This is a genomic window from Moraxella cuniculi DSM 21768 (genome assembly GCF_900156515.1).
In the GTDB taxonomy this organism is placed as follows: Bacteria; Pseudomonadota; Gammaproteobacteria; order Pseudomonadales; family Moraxellaceae; genus Moraxella; species Moraxella cuniculi.
Window position 1 is genome coordinate 90,071 of record NZ_FTNU01000006.1, and the last position, 17,073, is coordinate 107,143.

The following is a 17,073-nucleotide window of genomic DNA, read 5'->3' on the forward strand; positions in this document are numbered from 1 at the left end:
TACATGAGAAAATTTCGTTCATCACCCATCTTGGCTGTGGCATTTTTGGCGGTTTTTGCTTTGACTGGTTGCAGCAAGCAAGACAGCACGGCAAAAGAAGATACACCGCAGTTACAAGAGCTGATAATCGCACTTGATTGGGTGCCAAATACCAATCACACAGGACTGTATGTTGCACTTGATCGTGGTTATTTTCAGCAGGCAGGATTTGATGCCAAAATTGTCCAGCCAAGCGAAGACAGCACCTCGACACTGGTTGCCAATGGACGAGCTGATTTTGGCGTATATTTTCAGCCCAATATGGTCAAGCGATTAAACAAAGGCGAGCCAATCACCGCTGTTGCTGCCATCACACAGCACAGCAGTGCAGGGCTATTATCACTGGCTTCGCTGGGTGCAGAGTCGCCACAAGCATTGGCTGGCAAGCGTTATTCAACTTGGGAAGATCCTGTTGATGACGCTGTGGTGGCGGAGATTGTTGGCACGCCATTGGTCAAAATCCCTGGAGAATCTACCGATGCAACCACCGCCTTGCGTATGAATCAATTTGACTACATTATGGCGTATTATAGTTGGGACGGTATTTATGCAGGCATTAAAGGCGTGCAGACCAACTTTTTTTATTTAAAAGATGCAAACCCTGCCTTTGATTATTATGCACCGCTGCTGATTGCCAATAGCCAATCGCTCAAAGCCGAGCCAGAAAAATACAAAAAAGCATTGGTGGCAATCAAAGAGGGCTATCTGTACGCCGCCAAAAATCCCGAACAAAGTGCTGATATTTTAATCAAATACGCACCAGAAGTGAACAAAGAGCTGGCACAAAAAAGCCAAGCCTACATTTCCAAGCAGTATCTGGACGAGCAAGGCGATTGGGGACGGTTTGATTATCAGCGTTGGGATAGATTTTTTCAGTGGGTATATGACAAAGGCTTAAGCGAAACATTTGTTCCGCAGGCAGGTGTTAGCAATGATTATTTGCCACAATAATTATCGCTTATGATATTCATGTCAGCAGATACGGTTGCCAAATTGCAACTGATTGACATTCATCATGATTTTGTTAGCAAAAATCAACGATTGCCACTATTTGATGGGATTAATCTGACGGTTGATACGGCAAAAGTGGTGGCAATCATCGGTGCAAGCGGTGTTGGTAAGACAACCTTGTTTAATATCGCTGCTGGCATTTTGTCGCCCAAATCAGGGCAGGTGCGTATCAATGGGGCAGATTGTACAGGTGTTGCAGGCAATGTAGGCTATATGCTACAAAAGGATTTGCTGCTGCCCTTTAAGCGAGTATATGACAACATCGCTTTGCCTTTGGTGCTAAAAAATACCCCAAAAGCCCAGATTGAGGCGGCGATTTATCCTAGGCTTGCTTTGTTTGGGCTGGAAAAACTTGCCATGAACTATCCCCATCAGCTGTCTGGCGGACAAAGGCAGCGAGCTGCTTTGTTGCGTACCTATCTGTCAAATAATGAGCTGATGCTGCTTGATGAGCCATTTTCGGCATTGGATTTTGTTACCAAGACAGAAATGTATGCTTGGTTTCATAATTTTCAAAAAACACAGAATTTAACTTGTCTTATCATTACTCATGATATTGACGAGGCGATTTTGCTTGCTGATGAGATTTATGTGCTAAAAGGCATGCCAGCGAAGTTCACGCATCACTTCTTGGTACCGCAGCAAGCAGAATTTCAGCAGTCGGTGGCGTATTTGTCCCTAAAACAAGCCATCTTATCAGCAATTTGCCAATGAGCTAATGTTTTGGAATTGTTGATAAGCGTGCCAAATGTATTGTTATCTCGGCACAAAAAAGACTGGATTTACCAGTCTTTTAACAAAGAAAGTATTGATAATGCTATATTTAATCAATGCGTTCGATGGTAACATTACCAACATTGCCTGTAATGCCAATGGCTTGAGCAGCCCCATAGGATAAATCAAGTACACGATTGGTTTTTGGGCGGTCGTTGATTTTGACAACAACAGATTTGCCATTATCACGGTTGGTAACACGCACATAGCAGTTCATTGGCAATGAGCTGTGTGCTGCAGTCAGAGCGTTCATGTCAAAAGTTTCGCCACTGGCGGTTTTGCGACCATGAAATTGGCGACCATACCAGCTGGCGATACCTGTTTGTTTGAATTTGTTTACCGTATTTGAGGCGACTGTGGTTAGCCTGTCAAGCACGGGCGTGTCATCGTCTTTTTTGTCGGTATTTTTGTTGGCAGATTGGGCAATCAGAGGGCTGTTGAGTGCCAGTGAAGAGGGCTGGCGTGCTGATTTTACCAGACTTGAGGCATTATTGTGCTGTGCTGTCAGTTGCTCAAGCACGCTGTCAATATTGCCATTGTTATTGGCTGATGCACTTAGATTGATGCCAGTGCTTAGGGTGAATCCTGTGAGCATCAATAAAGTCTTACTTACTGTTTTCATGATTGCCTCTATAGTGTTGAAAGCTCTGGGGCTTTGTTTTGTATTTATGAAACAAAACAAAACAAATGCTCCAAATCCAGCGAGTCCTTGCTGATCAGAGTCGCTACTAGTTAAGTAATCAATACCACAAAGTATTAATTTAGGTTAAAAATTTATTAAAAAATAATAAATTTCATCAAAATAACTTATTGGCACAAAATGCCGATGTCTTATATTAGCACTATTTTGATAAAATACAAGTGATTTTGTGCAATAAAATGGTAAAATTTGCTTATCTTTTGAGCAAAATCGTTATTTTTTGACAAATTTCTCAAAAAATACCGCCTTTAAAAAATTCATGCAGAAAAATGCCAAGCAAAGTTCAAACATGATACAATATAATACTACATGAAACATGGCATAAATAAGATGGCAAAAATCAGACATGGGCGTGGCTTTGGGTATGATGATGGGGCAAAAAATATGAGCATGGCTCGCCAATGTGGGTGGCTTTTGATGGGGCTGATTGTCATGCCTATCATTGCAGGCTGTATGGCGAAAAAACCAGCTACCGCACCATCGACTCATCATGCAGCGAATGCGGTTGGCAAAAATGCCAGCATTGACCGCAAGGTCTTTGATGATACGCAAACCATGCAAGCTGATAAAGTTGGCAGTGATGAGCATTTTCGCCAGTGGCTTGCGGCACAAGCAGGCAGGCAGCAAGCCATGCTGGAATATCAGCAGTTTTTGAATAACAATCTTAATGCAACCATGCCTGCGATGGCACAAATATCAACGACAGCACGCTCTTGGCAGACTTGTAGTGATGAGCCTTATGCCATACCGCCGCGACAGCTTTGGGATTATTTGTTGCCAACGCTGACAGTGTATAATAAGTTGATACAGCAGGGCATCTTGCCAAAGGATAGTAGAATTCGCTCTGTGTATCGGCATGGTACGCTCAACAGCTGTGCAGGAGGTGCAGTTGGCAGTAAGCATTTGCTAAATGCTGCAATAGATATTGAGGTGCCATCATCAATGAGCACGCAGGCAATGGTTCGGCTGCAAGATGGTCTGTGCCAATACTGGCGTGATTATGGTGAACAGTGGCAACTGGGTCTGGGGTTGTACGCCACAGGGGCGATACATTTGGATACGCAAGGATATCGCAAATGGGGCATGCAATTTGCTCAAGCAGGCTCTGTTTGTCATGATTTGAGCAATCAATCAGCTTATAATTAAGCGGCTATAATTAAGTAACTATAATTAAGAAATTTAGGAATTTGACAAGCTGGCAATCATGATCCACCTGACCACAAACAGCACACAAACAGCCATCTTGGCTCATCAGCACAGTCGCCAAATCTTGCAGCAGCTGGGCATCGTCCTATGGGTGGACAAAAACCGCAGGGTGCTAACTTTGCCTGCTGCTACTCAGCCTGCAGTATCATTGGCGGATAAACCAGCCAAGCAGCACACCAGTCAATCGGATATTGTCAGCAAAACAGACAGCCAGCGTGGAGATGTCGCAAATGTGCCACCTGTCAAACCTTTGGTACAGATTGCCAGCATTCCCCATCAAAGCACACAAGATAAGCACGCCAACCAAACCAAAGTAGCATTGCCACTGCCCAATCTGCAAACTTCCCAGTCAAGTCAGCTTGAGATTCGCTTTCAGATACAGGCGATGGCATATCGTCAGTGGCTGATAATGGTTGATGTGGATAGGCTGGATATTGCAGGGCGTGAGCTGTGGCTGTCTTTGCAGCGGGCGATTGGGCAGGCAGCACAAATGCATGGACTAAGTTGTATGGTTAAAAAACTAGACTATCCGCCTTTTGTTGATGACCCCAATGCCAATTCAATCTCAATGGCAAATACCAGCCTAAAGGGCTTTATTTTTGGCTGTATGCGTGAATCGTTGGGGCTTAGGCATATTGCACCTTTGACCAGCTTGCCTGATTATTTAAACCTGCAAAATTTATATCAGCTTAAGCTGCATCAGTCGCACCAGATTGAGCAAATGTTACTTGACAAAACAGCAAAGCAGCGATTTTGGCAGGCATTGCACAGTTCTGATTAGGTTTATCAAGATTGATGAATACAGCTGGCTGTGAGCATCGGCAAGGTGGTGGCTAAAAACGCCTAAGAAATTTTGTCGTCAAAATGCTGTTGCATGATATACTAAACCATTTTTGGACTTTTGGAGATGATTTATGACTCGATTTGCAAATTTTTGTGCAGGGCCTGCCAGTATGCCCACGGCAGTTTTGGAGCGTGCCAGAGATGAAATGCTAAACTGGCAAGGCTTGGGAGCGTCAGTGATGGAGATTAGCCATCGAGGCTCACACTATACACAATTGGCCGAGCAGACCGAAGCCAATTTGCGTCAGTTGATGAATATCAGTGATGATTATGCGGTGTTGTTTTTGCAAGGTGGGGCGGCATTGCAATTTTCGGCAGTGGTATTGAATTTGCTTAATAATGGTACGGCTGATTATTTACTGACTGGTGCATGGTCGCAAAAAGCCTATCAAGAGGCAAAGCGTTATGAGACGCTGGGTTTGGGTAAAATCAACCTTGTTGCCACAGGTGGCGAGGCAGGCTTTGTTGATGTGCCTGATCGCAGTCAGTGGCAGCTTGATGATGCGGCAAGTTATTTCCACTATTGCCCAAATGAGACAATCCATGGCGTGCAGATGTTTCAAGTGCCGCAAGTTGATGCACCCATCGTTGCTGATATGTCCTCTTGTATTCTGTCTGAACCGATTGATGTCAATAAATTTGCCATGATTTATGCAGGTGCTCAAAAAAATATCGGTCCTGCAGGGCTGACTTTGGTCATTATTCGTAAGGATTTGCTTGATAGGGCGTCTGCATACTGCCCAGCTGTGATGAATTATCAAAACCAGCTTGACAACGGTTCAATGATGAACACGCCTGCAACTTATGCTTGGTATTTGGCAGGATTGGTTTTTGAATGGTTGCTTGAGCAGGGCGGTGTTGAGGCGATTGCCAAGATTAACCATGCTAAGGCCAAAACACTGTATGATGCCATTGATGGCAGTGATTTTTATAGCAACAAAGTCAATCCAGCGTATCGTTCTATCATGAATGTGCCATTCCAATTGGCTGATGATGCTTTGGATAAGGTATTTTTGGCAGAATCTGAACAAGCAGGATTGCTCAATCTAAAAGGTCATCGTGTGGTTGGTGGTATGCGAGCAAGCATTTATAACGCCATCACGCTTGAGCAAGTTCAGGCATTGACAGCCTTTATGGCGGAGTTTGAACGCAAATACGGCTAAGCCCATGATTGTTGCCGCCCAAAACAAGCCACGCCATCGTCTTGGTCGCTGGCTTGTTATTTGTATGATGCTCATCACCCCTGCGTGTCGCCAAGATACGGCAGGGTCTTTGGCTATTTCGCAGGGTGATGGTCAAACCCAAGCTGCGGCAAGCCAAGAATTTTTGACAACATTGTCCGCCGATACCCTTGGGGTAGAGCGTAAAAATAGCCACATCAACCAACAAACCATCACGCAAACAACGCTTAGCATCAACAATACTGCCAAATACAGCACGGCGACACACTTGCCGTATGCCAACCCAGATGCACCCAAAGGTGGCGTGCTGTCCATGCCTGCCATCGGTATGTTTAATAGTCTAAATGGTTTTATTGACACAGGTATTGCTGCCACAGGGACTTTTTATTTGTACGATACGCTGATGGCAGGTTCGCTTGATGAGGTGGGCGTGCTGTATCCGCAGCTTGCCGAGAAAGTTACCTTCAGTCCCAATGATGACAGCTGGATTATTTACCACATTAATCCAAAAGCACGGTTTTGGGACGGCAGCCCAGTTACCGCCCATGATGTTCAGGCGACTTATCAAGCAATTTTGAGCAAAGGTCTAATGTCTTGGCGTGCTTTTTTGTCAGGGATTGTCGCTGTTGAGGTGCTTGATGATTATCGCGTGAAATTTTATTTCAACCCATCGTCAGCTGGCGATTTGCAAAGCACCGTTGGGCTTATGCCAATCTTTGCAAAAAAAGACATCATCACAAGGTTTGATAAGGTTAGCCTTGAGCCGTTGATGGGCAGTGGGGCTTATCGGTTACAACTTGCTGAGCCTTCACGCCGTGTGCGTTATGTGCGAGATGATGCCTATTGGGGGCGTGATCTGATGGTTAATCGAGGTCGTTTTAATTTTGATGCCATTGAATATGTCTATTTTGCCGATGAGGCGGTGGCGTTTGAGGCTTTTAAGGCAGGTGCGTATCGTTTTCGTATCGAAAATGACATTAAACGCTGGGCGACTTTTTTGCCAAAAAATCAACCAATCAACAAAGTTGCCATCAAAAACACCAACCCTGTGTTGATGCGTGGTTTGGTGATGAATCTACGCAAACCGCTATTTGCTGATATCAGGGTGCGGCGAGCGATGAATTTGGCATTTGATTTTCAGTGGAGCAATCAGCAGCTGCTTTTTGGTGAATATCAGCGGCTTAATAGTTATTTTTATGGTTCGCCATTGCAAGCGGTGGGCAAGCCTGATGCCAAAGAGTATGAGGTTTTGTTAAGCCTGCCTTTAAACAATGATGAAAAATCTGCCCTTAATGGCGTGCCAGCTCAGCCAGTATCAGCAGGTGATGGTATTAATAGAGCCAATTTATTGGCTGCCAAATCCTTGTTGCAACAGGCAGGATTTGTTTATCAAAATGGCTGGTTGTATGACAAAACAGGCAAGCAGCTAAGTGTAGAGATTTTGGTGGCTGATGATAAATATCAAGCAATTTTATTACCATATCTTAACAATTTAAAACGACTTGGTTTGCAAGCAAAACTCAAACGATTGGATAAGGCTAGCTATATCAACCGCAAGCGTCAGTATGATTTTGATATGATTATTGATGAGTTCATGCAGGGCAATGCCCCAGGTGTGGAGCAGAGTTACCTGTGGGGTAGCCAGTCGGCAAGGCAGGTGGGCAATCAGAACACCATCGGCATACAAAGTGCAGCAATAGATGAGCTGATTGCTCGGCTTGTGCAGGCGGATAATCGTGAGCAGATTGTCCTGTACACAAAAGTCTTGGACAGATTGTTATTGGCTGGCGAATATATGGTTGCATGGTACGGCAAAAATAGCACCGATGTCATGTATTATCAAGGCTATCAGCACCCAGAGAAATTGCCCAGTGCTGCTATTGGGCTGGATTATTGGTGGTACCACGCACCAGACGAGGTAAAAAAATGATGCATAAATACCAAATTCATGCCATTCGGGCATTGCAGGACAATTATATTTGGGTGATTTGTCATAAGAATCAAGCGGTCATTATTGACCCTGGTAGTGCTGATGAAGTAATTGAATTTTTTAATAAAAATAATCAATATCAGCCCATCGCCATCTTAATCACCCATCATCACCACGATCATACAGGTGGCGTGGCACAGCTTATAGCAAGCTATCCTGAGTGTAAACTCTACGCCCATCAGCAGCATGGGCTTGATGGGGCAAACAGCGTCAATGATGGCGATGTGCTGGGTTTATTGGGGCTTGATTTTGTGGTATGGCAGACAGCAGGGCATACGGATAGTCATCTTAGCTATGTTGTCAGTATTGATGGCAGTTATCGGATATTTTGTGGCGATACGCTGTTTAGTGCAGGCTGTGGCCGTATCTTTACAGGGACTACTGAGCAATTGTTTGCCAGCATCAGTCGTTTTGCGGTGATGCCAGAGGATACCCTGTTTTATGCCGCCCATGAATATACTTTAGCAAATCTAAAATTTGCCAGCATGATGGCAACTGATAATTATCAAGAGTTTATCCAGCAATATACTAAGCAGATAAGCCAAAAAATCCTTGATGGGGGCATAAGCCTGCCAACTTCGCTCGCCAACGAACGCAAAATCAATGTATTTGTGCAGGCGTGTGATGAGCAATTGGCAAAGCGACTGGCCGACAAGCATCGGCTGATGGACAATACACCACTTGTGGTATTTGCATGGTTGCGAGAGCAAAAGAATCAAGCCTAAGATGGCTTGATTAACGAAATAACGGCTGTGGTAAAAGGTTTTTTAATTTACACTTATCTATTTGAATCGGGTTTGTGGTAGAATACAGCGGATAAATTGTGCCGAATATCAAATAAACCGCTTGTTGTTTTGCTGTGTGATAAAATTTAAAACCTAGGCTATTTTTAATTATTTTACAATAAGTTATCTTTTATTTGTCGCACAGATATTGGGTAAAATCTTAATCAATTTCAGGAAAAATAATGAGTCTGTTGGCATTGGTGGTTTTGGCATTTTCTATGTCCATGGATGCGTTTTCGGTAGCGATTGCCAAAGGTGCGACATTGCGTTCGGTGAGTATAACGCAGGCGATGAAGCAGGGGTTGGTCTTTGGTGTTGTTGAGGCGATTGCACCGATTATTGGCTGGGCGTTGGGTCAGGCGGCTCATCAGTGGATACGGGCGGTGGATCATTGGCTTGGCTTTGTACTGCTGACGCTTTTGGGCATACGATGTATTTATAATGCACTGACAAATGATAGACAGCAGGAAGTTGGTAAAAACCTTGATATCAGCATGGATAATGAACAGGTCGCTGGTCGCAATAGCATGTGGCTATTTATTACAGCAATTGCCACCAGCATTGATGCTACAGTGGTGGGCGTTACACTGGCATTTTTGCAGGTGAATATTTGGCTTGCAGCTGCTTTGATTGGGCTGGCAACCACCATCATGGCGACCATGGGGCTGTATCTGGGGCGACAGTTGGGCGATAGATTTGGCAAGGGGGCGATGATTGCAGGCGGGGTGCTGCTTATTATCATTGGTTGTTCGATTTTGTACAGGGATTTGATGGCTTAATTTATGCGTTATTTGTTCAGTCGCTTGCTTTTGATGTTGCCCACACTGTTTGTGATTTTGTTGATTAATTTTGTGGTGGTGCAGATTGCACCTGGAGGGCCTATTGAAGAGCAGCTTGACAAAATTGCCAGTGAACAACAATCTCTAGCCACGCAAGGATTTGCATTGGCGAACCTGAATTATATCGGCAGTGCTGGTTTGTCTGATGAGATGCTTGCGGAGCTACAGACGCGTTTTGGCTATGATTTGTCAGTTGCGGAGCGTTTTTGGCAGATGTTAAGTAGGTTTGTGCAATTTGATTTGGGCGAGTCATTTTTTCAGGGGCAGTCGGTGATGTCTCTGATTGCTACAAAATTGCCAATCACGATGCTACTTGGGACATTAAGCCTGATGATGATGTATGCCGCTGGGGTGATGATTGGGCTGTATAAGGCGAGATATCATCGGACAATGGGTGATTATCTGACTACTTTTGTGCTGGCAATTTTACACGCACTGCCCGTGGTGGTTTTGGCATTGTTTTTGCTTGTGCTATTGGCAGGCGTTGGTACTTGGCAAATTTTTCCTTTGCAAGGCGTGGTGTCGGATAATTTTGCTATGATGAATTTATTTGACAAGGCAAAGGATTTGCTGTGGCATTTGACCTTACCTGTACTGGCAAGCAGCTTAGGTTCTATCGCTGGCATTGCTTATTTGACCAAATTTGGTCTGCTGGCTGAATTTGACAAGCCCTATGTGCTGGCAATGCGTACGCGAGGCTTGCCATTTTCACGCATTATCTATCGTCAGGTGCTAAAGAATGCTCTGTTGCCAGTTGTGGCACAGTTGCCGATGGCGGTGGTGGGCGTGCTGTTCACGGGAAATTTGTTGATTGAGGTGATTTTTGGCATTGATGGCATTGGGCGACTTGGTTTTGATGCCGTTATGCAGCGTGATTATCCGCTGATGTTTGGTATTTTGTATGTTTTTACACTCATCTCCATGCTGACCCAGCTGTTGTTTGATTTATTGTATCATTATCTTGATCCTCGTGTTGATTTTGCCCATGTTGGTTGATAAGGTGTAAGATGAGCAAGCAAACAACAGGACACAGACGGCAAAAATATTGGCAACGATTTTGTCAGCAAAAGCTGGCACTGATATCGCTGATACTGTTAATTATTGTGGTGGTGATTGCCTTATTTGTGCCGATAATTGCCAATGATAAGCCAATTTTGTTGCGTTATCAGCAACAGTATCTGACACCGATTTTTTATGACTATCCCGAGACACGCTTTGGGGGTGAGTTTGAAACCACTGCCAATTATCAAGACCCTGCGGTGATGGCATTGATTGAGCGTCAAGGTACTGTGCTGATGCCGCCGATTCGCTATGGCGAGCAGACTTTGGTGCTTGATGCTGCGATGCCGCACCCAGCTGTGCCAAGCAGTAAGCATTGGCTGGGAACTGATGCAGTAGGGCGTGATGTTGTGGCACGGATATTGTATGCATTGCGAACGGCGTTGTTGTTTGGTTTTATGCTGGCGATTGTTGGCGGTGTGATTGGAGTGCTGATTGGTGCTTTGATGGGGTATTTTGCTGGCGTGGTGGATTTGCTTGGACAGCGGTTGCTTGAAATATGGATCGGCTTGCCGCAACTGTTTGTGATGCTTGCTTTTGCCAGCGTGTTTGAGCCATCGGCTTTTGTGTTGTTTTTACTGCTGCTTGCTTTTGGTTGGTTGAGTTTTGTGCCTTTGGTGCGGCTGCATTTTTTGAGTATGCGTAAAATGCCTTATGTGCTTGTTGCTCAAAATTTGGGCGTGCCAACACGCGTGATTATGCGTCGCCATATTTTGCCAAGTGCTTTGTTGTTGGTATTGTCGCAGTTGCCATTTGCCATTGCGGCAAATATTGCTGCATTAACCACATTGGATTTTTTGGGCTTTGGCTTGCCTGTAGGCTCAGCAAGTCTGGGAGAGCTGCTGGCACAGGGCAAGAATCATCTGGACAGGCCGCATTTGGTATTGTCAAGTTTTGTGGTATTGTCCGTGCTGTTATTGTTGTTGATTTTTGTTGGTGAGGGCTTGCGAAATGCACTTGACCGAGATCGCTAGTCCGCCATGCGTCTTGTCATTGGTAAATCTTAGCATTTGGTTGCAATCTGATGACAAGCCTGCCTTGCCATTAATCGAAAATCTGACACTGCACCTGCATTCGGGCGAAGTTTTGGGCGTGGTGGGAAGATCAGGTGCGGCAAAAACAACGCTAATGCTATCGTTGCTTGGCTTATTGCCCCAGTCTTTTGTGCTGACGGCTCAATCTGCAACCTTTGCTGGTGCTTCGCTACCGATTGACAAACAAGGTGATGAGGCGGCGTTTTTGTCGCTGCGTGGCAGAGGTATTGGTTACATTTTTCAAGAACCAAAAGCCGCATTTAACCCTCTGCACACAGTTGCCAAGAGTTTTGATGAATTGTATAGACAGCTTGGCTTACCAAAAAAACAACGCAAGCAAGATATGCTTCATTGGTTAAGATTGGTACGCCTGCCAAATCCTGAACAATTTTTGCACCGCTATGTGCATGAATTATCAGGGGGTGAGGCACGCAGGATAAGTATCGCACAAGTACTTGCTTTAAGACCAAGGCTTGTCATCGCCGATGAGCCAACGGGTGCTTTGGACAGTCAATTAACCGATGAAATTTTGGCACTATTGACCGATTTATGCCGTCAAAATGACACGGCACTTATTTTGGTCAGTCATGATTTGCCAAGCGTCATGACTCATTGCGATCAGCTTTTGGCATTGGCACGCACAGATGATAACTGCCATCATGCCATCGGTACGGTGCAAGATTTATCCAATCATGCCATTGTTCGGCAATTATTGGCGGTGGATTATGGTACGCCCACAACGCCGAGTATCAACAACACTGAGCAAGCGGTGCTGGAGTTACAGCAGGTTGCTGTCGGTTATCGCAGATTTTGGTGGGGCATCAAGCAGGTGCTGTCAGGGATTGATTTGCAGCTACAGCGTGGTCAAATTATCGGCATGATGGGAGCGTCAGGCATTGGCAAAAGCACTTTGGCAAAGGCGGTGCTGCAGCTTGACAATCGGCTAAAGGTGTCAGGATTGGTGCTAATTGAGGGCAAAAACCCCCATCGGCTGGGTGCTGGTAGCTTGCGGCAATTGCGTCGCCGTGTGCAACTTGTCATGCAAGAGGTGAAGGCAAGTCTTAACCCTGACTTAACAATTCTTGATAGTCTGTTGGAGGCTATTGCTGCAAATGATAATCAAGAGCCAACTTCGGAGCTGGCATTGATTGACGAATTATTGGCATTGTGCGGCTTGTCAAAACAGCTATTGTGCCGCTATCCTGATGAGCTATCAGGCGGTGAATGTCAAAGAATCTGCCTTGTGCGAGCCTTGCTTGCCAGACCTTCGGTATTAATCTTAGACGAGCCAACAGCAATGCTTGATAGAATTTCTATTGCCAAATTATTAGATTTGCTTAAAAATATCAACCAGCAGTATGGCACAGCGATGTTCATTATCAGCCATGATAAAGCCATGCTGGAGGCGATTTGCCATAAAATCATGGCTTTGGATTAATTCATTTTCTGACAATCAAAGAGCGGCAGTGAATTTGTAGGCATTAAATTGCTGAGCGATGAAATACTTCACGAAGCTCAAAACTGCTGTGCAATTGACTGACACCATCAATTTTACTTAATTTATGTAATAAAAATTCTTCATAATGACGCATATCTTTAACCAGCACCTTGAGCAAAAAATCCTCGCTACGTCCCGTAACAAGGCTGCAACTGACAACCTCGTCAAAGCCTGCAATCTGTTGCTCAAACTCCAAAAATCTCTCGGGGGTGTGCTTATCCATACTCACCGCCACATAGACCGATAGCGAGTAGCCCAGTGCGTTTGCATTGGTGCTGGCATGGTAGCCTGTGATAATGCCCGCCTGTTCAAGGCGTTTTATGCGGCGAATGGTGGGCGTGGCGGACAGATTAATTATCTCGCTGATGTCGGCGACTGCCAAGCGGGCATTGCTGGTTAGCAGGCGTAAAATTTTGCGGTCGGTCGCATCAAGAAAAAGTGCATTATCCATAAACAAACTGCCAATTGTCAAAAAATGAGTTGTTTTCGCTATATTTTAACAAAATATTGGTAAATTTCACCAAAAATTTAGAAAAATAATGCTAATTTGGGCAAAAATCGCTATAATTTTTTGTTATGATAATGATATATTGATTGCTGGCTTGGATTGCCAAAAAATTGACGAATTGTTATTTTGGTCATTACCAGCTTGTTTTTTGAGTATTTGGAGTTGTTATGTCGCAGCGTTTGCCAAAAAATCCCGCTTTTGATTTTCGCAAATATCAGCCTTTTGCCTTTGCACCAAAGCTAAATGACCGCACTTGGCCAGATAAACAAATTACACAAGCACCGATTTGGGCAAGTGTTGATTTGCGTGATGGCAATCAGGCGTTGATTGACCCGATGAATATTGAACAAAAGTTAAAATTTTTTAAACTATTGATTGATATTGGCTTTAAGGAAATTGAAATTGGCTTTCCTTCAGCGGCTCAAGTGGAGTTTGACTTTACACGCCGCTTGATTGAAGACAATCTTGTGCCTGATGATGTAACTTTGCAAGTTTTGGTGCAAGCACGAGAGCATTTAATCGATCGTACTTTTGAGGCACTACAGGGGGCGAAGCGTGCGATTGTGCATGTGTATAATTCAACCTCAAAAGTGCAGCGTGATAAAGTTTATCAGTTGGATAAAGAGCAAATTAAGCAAATTGCCATCAATGGTGCAACAATGCTCAAAGACAAGGCGAAAAATTATCCAGATACCGAATGGGTGTTTCAGTATTCGCCAGAGAGCTTTAGTCAGACTGAGACTGATTATGCGGTTGAGGTGTGTGATGCGGTATGTGAAGTATGGCAACCATGGCTGGGTCAGGCGGTGATTTTGAACTTGCCTGCAACTGTTGAGGCCAGCACACCAAATGTCTATGCTGATCAGGTGGAATATTTTTGCCGTCATTTAAAGCATCGCAAAGATGTCATCATCAGCCTGCACACGCATAATGATCGTGGCTGTGCGGTGGCAGCATCAGAACTGGGGCTGATGGCAGGTGCTGACCGTATCGAAGGGACACTGCTTGGCAATGGCGAACGCACTGGCAATATGGATATTTTGGTTATGGCGATGAATCTGTATACGCAAGGCATTGATCCTAAGCTTGATTTTAGCCAAGTCAGTGAAGTGGTGCAAATCGTCAGTGAGTGCAACAACTTGCCTGTGCATCCACGCCACCCTTATGTGGGTGAGTTGGTGTTTACCGCCTTTAGTGGTTCACACCAAGATGCCATCAAAAAATCGCTGGATTATAACGAAAAACATCAAGAGACGGACAATCACTGGGATGTCGCCTATTTGCCCATTGATCCAAGCCATATCGGGCGTGGTTATCAAGATGTTGTGCGTATTAATAGCCAGTCGGGTAAGGGCGGTGCGGCGTATATTTTGCAGCGTCATTATGGCTTTGATTTGCCACGCTGGACGCAGATTGATTTTGCACGCGTGGTGCAAGCCCAAGCTGAAACGCTGGCACGAGAGCTAAAAACCGAAGAGCTTTTGGATATTTTCACCAATGCTTATCTAAGCCAAGATACATTCCATTTGAGTGATTATACCATCAGCAATCGTGGTGGCGAGGTAACTTTTCAGGGTCAGGTTGCCTCACCCGAGCAGGTATTTGAGGTCATCGGACAGGGCAATGGTGCGTTGTCGGCATTTATTGATGGCTTGGTAAAAGCCACAGGCAGACAAATCCATGTAACCAATTATGCCGAACACGCCATTGATAGGGTCATGCGTACAGATAATGAAACAGGCAACCAAACCAATGCAGCGGCAGCAGCGTATATTCAACTGGCGGTTGATGGGCAGATTTATTCAGGCATTGGCACTTGTAACAGCACCGTATCTGCCATGTTAAAAGGTGCATTATCCGCCTTGGCTCAAGCATGGTAATCTAAAAAGTGCAGCTTAGTCTGCACTTTTTTATAAGTTTTTAACAAAGATTGGTTTGATTGTTAGCTTTGATCTTAATAAGAGTGTGGTACTTGATATTTTAATCAAAGATAAACAACCAACCAAGAAGTACTGTGAAAAGTGGTTGAATGGCGAAGTTTTCTTTAAAGATTTTGATACTAAGATTAAAAATTAATGTTTTATTGAGTGTATAGAGCATATTTTGCAGAATATTAAACGCCTTGGGATAATAATAAACAGCTAACAACAACTTACGAAGCTGACAAGATTAAAATCATTAGGATAAGAAAATGAAGAGAAATTTATACAACGACTGCTACTTATTTTTTAATGTGCTTTTAATATACTGTTCTTTTGCTGCATTGGTATAGTGTATTTTACCCAAACAGCGATTATTTCTGAATATGGATTGTGCCACTGTTACGGGTGGTTGCGGTTGTGATTGTATATTTTATTTTGTATTTTATCTATTTAGGGGTGGTGTATTGCATCAATAAACACATAGCAAAAAACTATGTGTAAAAAAAGAAAGTTTGCTATTTGCATTATTGGTCTTTTTTATATTTTTTCTGTTAAACTTATGGGAGTGTTTCAGTCTTGATTGTTTGACTATTTTATCAGACAAATAAAATTTGACAGCTAACATATAGTCAATAGATTTAAAAATAATAGCTTTAACAAAGACAAAGCGTTAAAAGAGTTAAATGTACACCTATATGATCATCGACCACAATCTTGATAGTTTAGATGATTTTTGGTAGGTTAGGTTGAATGATAACAAATCTTAAAGTTATTGCTCCTATTGACGACCCTAAGTCTACGCCCAGCACTCCCAGAAATCGTACCGCCGTGTCCATTTCTAAATCCTCCATTATCATGCACCATCCAGCCAAATTGATTGACTGTTGAGGTGGCTGGATTGCTTAGAGCAATATTTGACAAATGGATTCGGCTTCTTTGTTTTCTTGGTCTATGCCTAGTACTGCTGATAGAGCAAGTAAGGTTATGTCTCTTACTTGTTTGGTATAGCCTTGTTTTGTGAGATATTCATCAACCTTTGGAATGCTGTATGCTGTTATGCCACCTGATATTGCTCCTTTGATAGTACCTGTTGTTAGTGTTGCGATTATTGTGTGTAGTGCTATTCGGTAGACGCCAATAACGACCATAATGTTATCGTCCATGATGTATTGAATTATGATAAAATTGGAGGAATTCCTGTATTATTGAGATGTGTGTCTGTCAAGATTTCTGGCGGTAGAGAAAATATAATAAAATCTATGCCTATTAGTATTGAACAGGTGGCGGCAGCTGTTAAAAGCAATCCAGATTATAAAGCAGGAGCACCCATTTGTTTTGGTTCGTGCTGGAGCGGTTCTAGTGGTACTGCACAACAATTGGCCAATGAGCTTGGTGTTCCGGTTAAAGCTGTGATGTACTTGATGCCAGTGAGTTTGATCACTTTAGAATCAATCACAGTACATATTTTGCAGAGAAACAAAATCGCATTAACGGAATTGAGAATTTTTGGAATCAGGCAAAACGCCATTTACGCAAATTTAACGGTGTTCCCAAAGAACATTTTGGGCTTTATCTTAAAGAATGCGAATGGCGTTTTAATAACAATGACCTTAAACCTCAAATTTCCATTTTAAAGCAATTAGTTAAGGGTAGTTTGGGTTAGTCATCTAGGATGGTCCCTAAA

At 43.7% G+C, this 17,073-nt stretch carries 16 protein-coding genes and 2 pseudogenes; 15 read left to right on the plus strand and 3 right to left on the minus strand.

Annotation, left to right across the window (positions count from 1 at the left end):
- The first annotated feature begins 3 nt into the window (after nucleotides 1-3).
- Nucleotides 4-990, plus strand: coding sequence for an ABC transporter substrate-binding protein (locus BW928_RS05150; protein WP_076555170.1), 987 nt, complete (start codon nucleotides 4-6; stop codon nucleotides 988-990).
- 18 nt (nucleotides 991-1,008) lie between these two features.
- Nucleotides 1,009-1,764, plus strand: coding sequence for an ABC transporter ATP-binding protein (locus tag BW928_RS05155; protein WP_076555171.1), 756 nt, complete (start codon nucleotides 1,009-1,011; stop codon nucleotides 1,762-1,764).
- A gap of 109 nt (nucleotides 1,765-1,873) precedes the next feature.
- Here the strand turns inward: BW928_RS05155 and BW928_RS05160 are convergent, their stop codons facing one another.
- Nucleotides 1,874-2,446 carry a septal ring lytic transglycosylase RlpA family protein gene (locus BW928_RS05160; protein WP_076555172.1) on the minus strand — a complete coding sequence of 191 codons (573 nt, stop codon included), beginning with the start codon at nucleotides 2,444-2,446 and terminating at the stop codon, nucleotides 1,874-1,876.
- A gap of 408 nt (nucleotides 2,447-2,854) precedes the next feature.
- Between BW928_RS05160 and BW928_RS05165 the strand changes: the two genes are divergently transcribed.
- From BW928_RS05165 to BW928_RS05205, 9 genes are all read left to right on the plus strand, one after another.
- A complete protein-coding gene (locus tag BW928_RS05165; protein WP_158078427.1) occupies nucleotides 2,855-3,670 on the plus strand; it encodes a D-Ala-D-Ala carboxypeptidase family metallohydrolase in 816 nt (271 codons plus the stop codon).
- A gap of 58 nt (nucleotides 3,671-3,728) precedes the next feature.
- Complete coding sequence (locus BW928_RS05170) at nucleotides 3,729-4,511, plus strand: hypothetical protein (protein WP_076555174.1); 783 nt, start codon at nucleotides 3,729-3,731, stop codon at nucleotides 4,509-4,511.
- Between the two features lie 133 nt (nucleotides 4,512-4,644).
- Nucleotides 4,645-5,736, plus strand: a complete 1,092-nt coding sequence (gene serC / locus BW928_RS05175; RefSeq protein WP_076555175.1) for a 3-phosphoserine/phosphohydroxythreonine transaminase — start codon at nucleotides 4,645-4,647, stop codon at nucleotides 5,734-5,736.
- Nucleotides 5,717-7,684: an extracellular solute-binding protein gene (locus tag BW928_RS05180; protein WP_143821450.1), complete on the plus strand. Its 1,968-nt coding sequence runs from the start codon at nucleotides 5,717-5,719 to the stop codon at nucleotides 7,682-7,684. The genes serC and BW928_RS05180 overlap by 20 nt, the downstream gene beginning before the upstream one ends.
- A complete protein-coding gene (gloB, locus tag BW928_RS05185; RefSeq protein ID WP_227516552.1) occupies nucleotides 7,681-8,469 on the plus strand; it encodes a hydroxyacylglutathione hydrolase in 789 nt (262 codons plus the stop codon). Before BW928_RS05180 ends, gloB begins: the two co-directional genes overlap by 4 nt.
- A gap of 242 nt (nucleotides 8,470-8,711) precedes the next feature.
- On the plus strand, nucleotides 8,712-9,308 hold the full coding sequence (locus BW928_RS05190) for a manganese efflux pump MntP (RefSeq protein WP_076555176.1): 597 nt from the start codon (nucleotides 8,712-8,714) through the stop codon (nucleotides 9,306-9,308).
- A gap of 3 nt (nucleotides 9,309-9,311) precedes the next feature.
- The gene (locus tag BW928_RS05195) at nucleotides 9,312-10,364 is read left to right on the plus strand and encodes an ABC transporter permease subunit (protein WP_076555177.1); all 1,053 of its coding nucleotides are present in this window, start codon (nucleotides 9,312-9,314) and stop codon (nucleotides 10,362-10,364) included.
- An 11-nt stretch (nucleotides 10,365-10,375) separates the two neighbouring features.
- Nucleotides 10,376-11,401: an ABC transporter permease subunit gene (locus BW928_RS05200; protein WP_076555178.1), complete on the plus strand. Its 1,026-nt coding sequence runs from the start codon at nucleotides 10,376-10,378 to the stop codon at nucleotides 11,399-11,401.
- A complete protein-coding gene (locus BW928_RS05205) occupies nucleotides 11,379-12,899 on the plus strand; it encodes an ABC transporter ATP-binding protein (RefSeq protein WP_076555179.1) in 1,521 nt (506 codons plus the stop codon). Before BW928_RS05200 ends, BW928_RS05205 begins: the two co-directional genes overlap by 23 nt.
- Before the next feature lie 43 nt (nucleotides 12,900-12,942).
- Here the strand turns inward: BW928_RS05205 and BW928_RS05210 are convergent, their stop codons facing one another.
- Nucleotides 12,943-13,410, minus strand: coding sequence for an Lrp/AsnC family transcriptional regulator (locus BW928_RS05210; RefSeq protein WP_076555180.1), 468 nt, complete (start codon nucleotides 13,408-13,410; stop codon nucleotides 12,943-12,945).
- Between the two features lie 224 nt (nucleotides 13,411-13,634).
- Here BW928_RS05210 and leuA point away from each other — a divergent pair, with 224 nt between their 5' ends.
- Together leuA and BW928_RS11640 are read left to right on the plus strand one after the other, a co-directional pair.
- A complete protein-coding gene (gene leuA, locus BW928_RS05215) occupies nucleotides 13,635-15,347 on the plus strand; it encodes a 2-isopropylmalate synthase (RefSeq protein WP_076555181.1) in 1,713 nt (570 codons plus the stop codon).
- 792 nt (nucleotides 15,348-16,139) lie between these two features.
- Nucleotides 16,140-16,277, plus strand: coding sequence for a hypothetical protein (locus tag BW928_RS11640; RefSeq protein WP_159434534.1), 138 nt, complete (start codon nucleotides 16,140-16,142; stop codon nucleotides 16,275-16,277).
- Between the two features lie 14 nt (nucleotides 16,278-16,291).
- Here BW928_RS11640 and BW928_RS05220 read toward each other — a convergent pair whose 3' ends face one another.
- Nucleotides 16,292-16,552 (minus strand): hypothetical protein, encoded by a 261-nt coding sequence (locus tag BW928_RS05220; protein WP_076555182.1) that lies wholly within the window; start codon nucleotides 16,550-16,552, stop codon nucleotides 16,292-16,294.
- Nucleotides 16,553-16,648: 96 nt separating this feature from the next.
- Here BW928_RS05220 and BW928_RS12315 point away from each other — a divergent pair.
- Nucleotides 16,649-16,738: pseudogene (locus tag BW928_RS12315) on the plus strand (hypothetical protein); the annotation flags it as partial.
- 56 nt (nucleotides 16,739-16,794) lie between these two features.
- Nucleotides 16,795-17,052: pseudogene (locus BW928_RS05225) on the plus strand (transposase); the annotation flags it as partial.
- Nucleotides 17,053-17,073: the final 21 nt, after the last annotated feature.

Coding starts and splice junctions, on each gene's coding strand:
- BW928_RS05150 (WP_076555170.1), top strand. CDS start 4: ATGAGAAAATTTCGTTCATCACCCATCTTGGCTGTGGCATTTTTGGCG.
- BW928_RS05155 (WP_076555171.1), top strand. CDS start 1,009: ATGTCAGCAGATACGGTTGCCAAATTGCAACTGATTGACATTCATCAT.
- BW928_RS05160 (WP_076555172.1), bottom strand. CDS start 2,446: ATGAAAACAGTAAGTAAGACTTTATTGATGCTCACAGGATTCACCCTA.
- BW928_RS05165 (WP_158078427.1), top strand. CDS start 2,855: ATGGCAAAAATCAGACATGGGCGTGGCTTTGGGTATGATGATGGGGCA.
- BW928_RS05170 (WP_076555174.1), top strand. CDS start 3,729: ATGATCCACCTGACCACAAACAGCACACAAACAGCCATCTTGGCTCAT.
- serC (WP_076555175.1), top strand. CDS start 4,645: ATGACTCGATTTGCAAATTTTTGTGCAGGGCCTGCCAGTATGCCCACG.
- gloB (WP_227516552.1), top strand. CDS start 7,681: ATGATGCATAAATACCAAATTCATGCCATTCGGGCATTGCAGGACAAT.
- BW928_RS05190 (WP_076555176.1), top strand. CDS start 8,712: ATGAGTCTGTTGGCATTGGTGGTTTTGGCATTTTCTATGTCCATGGAT.
- BW928_RS05195 (WP_076555177.1), top strand. CDS start 9,312: ATGCGTTATTTGTTCAGTCGCTTGCTTTTGATGTTGCCCACACTGTTT.
- BW928_RS05200 (WP_076555178.1), top strand. CDS start 10,376: ATGAGCAAGCAAACAACAGGACACAGACGGCAAAAATATTGGCAACGA.
- BW928_RS05205 (WP_076555179.1), top strand. CDS start 11,379: ATGCACTTGACCGAGATCGCTAGTCCGCCATGCGTCTTGTCATTGGTA.
- BW928_RS05210 (WP_076555180.1), bottom strand. CDS start 13,410: ATGGATAATGCACTTTTTCTTGATGCGACCGACCGCAAAATTTTACGC.
- leuA (WP_076555181.1), top strand. CDS start 13,635: ATGTCGCAGCGTTTGCCAAAAAATCCCGCTTTTGATTTTCGCAAATAT.
- BW928_RS11640 (WP_159434534.1), top strand. CDS start 16,140: ATGATAACAAATCTTAAAGTTATTGCTCCTATTGACGACCCTAAGTCT.
- BW928_RS05220 (WP_076555182.1), bottom strand. CDS start 16,552: ATGGACGATAACATTATGGTCGTTATTGGCGTCTACCGAATAGCACTA.